3 protein-coding genes are annotated in these 3,048 nt (G+C 68.6%); all 3 read right to left on the bottom strand.

Going from position 1 to position 3,048, the window contains the following annotated elements; all coding sequences use genetic code 11:
• Positions 1-1,694 (bottom strand): PAS domain S-box protein (locus ACXJKR_RS28555; protein WP_457325710.1); only part of this gene is annotated, 1,694 nt, incomplete at its 3' end.
• Positions 1,695-1,792: 98 nt separating this feature from the next.
• On the bottom strand, positions 1,793-2,218 hold the full coding sequence (locus tag ACXJKR_RS28550; RefSeq protein WP_457325709.1) for a gamma-glutamylcyclotransferase family protein: 426 nt from the start codon (positions 2,216-2,218) through the stop codon (positions 1,793-1,795).
• Between the two features lie 7 nt (positions 2,219-2,225).
• The coding region (locus tag ACXJKR_RS28545) for a ketose-bisphosphate aldolase (RefSeq protein WP_457325708.1) at positions 2,226-3,048 on the bottom strand (823 nt) is incomplete at its 5' end.

Here is a 3,048-nt window from a genome sequence, read left to right as displayed (position 1 = left end):
GCATTCAGCGGCGTGCGCAGTTCATGCGACATATTGGCGAGGAAGAGGCTCTTGAGCCGGCTGCTTTCCTGCACGCGGCGGTTCTCGGCCGCCAGCCAGATGGACTGCTGGCGGGCCTGCTCGGCGGTGCGCATGGCGGTCACGTCGGCCACGATGCCGACCAGCCGCGGCGAACCGGCGTCGTCGTGGGTGACCCGGGCGTCCAGGCGCAGCCAGTGCACGCTGTCATCGGGCCAGACGACGCGGAACTCGGCATGCCAGGGACGATGGCCCTCGGGCAGGGCCGCCAGGCCGGCCTCCACCATGGCCCGGTCGTCGGGATGGACGGCAGCAAGCATGCGCTCGCGGTCCCACGGGCCTTCAGAGTCGGGTCGGCCGAAACATTGGTCATAGCGGCGCGAACGGTGGATCAGGCCGCTGTCCAGCTCCAGCTCCCAGTCGCCGATGGCCGCGGACTCGAGGGCGAAGCGCAGCCGTGCCTCGCTCTGGCGCAGCGCGGTCTCGATCTGGCGCTGGTGGGTCAGGTCGCGGGCGGATTTGATGCCGCCGATGATGCGGCCGGCCGCATCGCGCAGCGGCGAGACCTGGGCGGAGATCTCGACTCGACGGCCGTCCCTGGCGATGTGAACGGTGCGGAACGGCGGCACATGCTGGCCCTGGGCCAGACTGGCGAGGATGCCCGTCTCCTCGGCTTCACGTTCGGGCGGGATCAGCATCTGCACCGGCTGCCCGACGACCTCCGCGGCCGTGTAGCCGAACATCTTCTCGGCGCCTGCATTCCAGTTGGTGATGCGACCATCCGGCGTCTTGACGATGATGGCGTCGGCCGAGGACTCGACGACGGCCGCCAGGCGGCGCACCTCGGCCTCGGCTTCAGTCAGGCGGCCCACGTCGCGGAAGACGATGGCGACGCCACGCACGCGGCCGTCGGCGTGGTGGGTCAGGTCGGCGTGAACCTCAACGGGCCGCTGGCTGCCGTCTCGTGCGACGCAGACGGCCTGGCGCTGGAAAGCGCCTTCGCGGTTGCGCTCGCGCACGACGTCGATGGGGTTGCGCGCCTTCAGGTCGGCCGGCGTGCCCTCGCGCTGGAAGACTTCCCAGACCGGCAGGCCCAGGGCCTCGCGCGCCGGCCAGCCGGTGATGCGCTCGGCCACGGCATTGATGCGCGTGACCCGGCCGTCGCCGTCGGTCGTGATGAAGCCGGCGTCGATGGCCGACAGCGTGGCGGCCAGGCTCTGCTCGGCTTCCAGCTGATGGTCCTCGGCACTGTGGCGGCGGTCCATCTCACTGCGAAGCGCCTCGTTGGCCGTGCGCATCTCGTCCAGTGACGGCAGGCCCAGCAGCGTGGGCATCAGGCGCCAGGCCACGGCCGCCGTCAGCACGGACGCGCAGGCGGTGAAGACCTTGCCAGCGGTCTGCAGTCCGTAGTCGGGGCGCCAGATCGTCCAGACGTCCAGCACATGGGTCACGCCGCAGGCGAAGATGAAGATGGCGAACAGCGTCGCGATGCTGCCAAGGTTGACCTGGGGGCGTTGGCGGGCATAGCTGGCGATGGCCAGCGGGATGGAGAAGTAGGCCAGCGCGATGGAAAGATCGGCGCCGACCATGGTCCAGAGCAGGCCGGGCGACCACTGGAAGCAATAGCCGTGGGGCAGGAAACCCGCTCGCGCGACGATTCCGGTCAGCTCGTCCATCCCAGCTCCCGACCCCAATGACCAAGGGGTTATGCCGATGCATTGTGACCCCGCGAACAGGGGGGCATCAGGCGAAAACGTGTCTTATTCCCGGGGCTTCAGCGTGGCGTGATCAGCTCGAAGCCCACATAGCGGGCGATGAAGCGCTCCCGGCCCTCCTGGGCGAAAGCGTCGGCGTCCCAGTCCCCAGGGAGCAGCCGGTCGGCGAACTCGGGGCGGAAGCGGTAGACCTGGGCCAGTAGCGCGTTGCCGTCGGCCAGCGCCACGACGACATCGGCGCGCTCGTACTCGACGCCCTCGAAGGCATCCAGCCGCTCCCAGGCGTCAGCGTCGACGTCGCGATACAGCCGCCCCGGCACCAGGCCGCCCGCCGCGGCCCGCAGGCCGGGGTAGTCCTGGCCGCGCACCGGGTGGCGCGCATGACCCGCCAGCGAGGCCGGCTCGCTGGCGAATTCACGCCCGCAGACGCGGGCCATGATGTCGGCCCACATCAGTGAGCCGTAGGTGAAGCAGTGACGCGTCACTGAACCCTTATTGGACCTTCTGTGCCAGCTCACCGCGCGCATAGGCGCCAGYGATGTCGACCAGCGTGCGGCCCTTGATCTTGCCGGCCTGGCCTTCGCAGCCGAATTGCATATAGCGCTCCTTGGCGATGACCTTGGCGGCTTCGCGGGCGGGCTTGAGCCATTCGCGGGCGTCGAACTTGTCGGGGTTCTCGGCCAGGAACTTGCGCACCGCGCCCGTCATCGCCAGGCGGATGTCGGTGTCGATGTTGATCTTGCGCACGCCATGCTTGATGGCCTCCTGGATCTCCTCGACCGGCACGCCGAAGGTCTCCTTCATCTTGCCGCCGTACTGGTTGATGATGGCCAGCAGCTCCTGCGGCACGCTGGACGAACCGTGCATGACTAGGTGGGTGTTCGGGATGCGCGCATGGATCTCCTTCACGCGGCCGATGGCCAGGATGTCGCCCGTGGGCTTGCGGCTGAATTTGTAGGCGCCGTGGCTGGTGCCGATGGCGATCGCCAGCGCGTCGAGCTGCGTGGCCTTGACGAACACGGCGGCCTCCTCGGGGTCGGTCAGCATCTGGCTGTGATCCAGCTTGCCTTCGGCGCCGATGCCGTCTTCCTCGCCGGCATCACCGGTTTCGAGGTTGCCCAGGCAGCCCAGCTCGCCCTCGACGGTGACGCCGACCTGGTGCGCCATCTCGACGACCTTGCGGGTCACTTCCATGTTGTATTCGAAAGAGGCCGGCGTCTTGCCGTCTTCCATCAGCGAGCCGTCCATCATCACGGAGCCGAAGCCCAGATCGATGGCGCCGGCGCAGATCTTGGGGCTGGTGCCGTGGTCCTGG

It is taken from the genome of Roseateles sp. P5_E11, from assembly GCF_054049355.1.
Note: the sequence above shows the minus strand (reverse complement) of the source record. Positions and strands in the feature narration are given on the sequence as shown.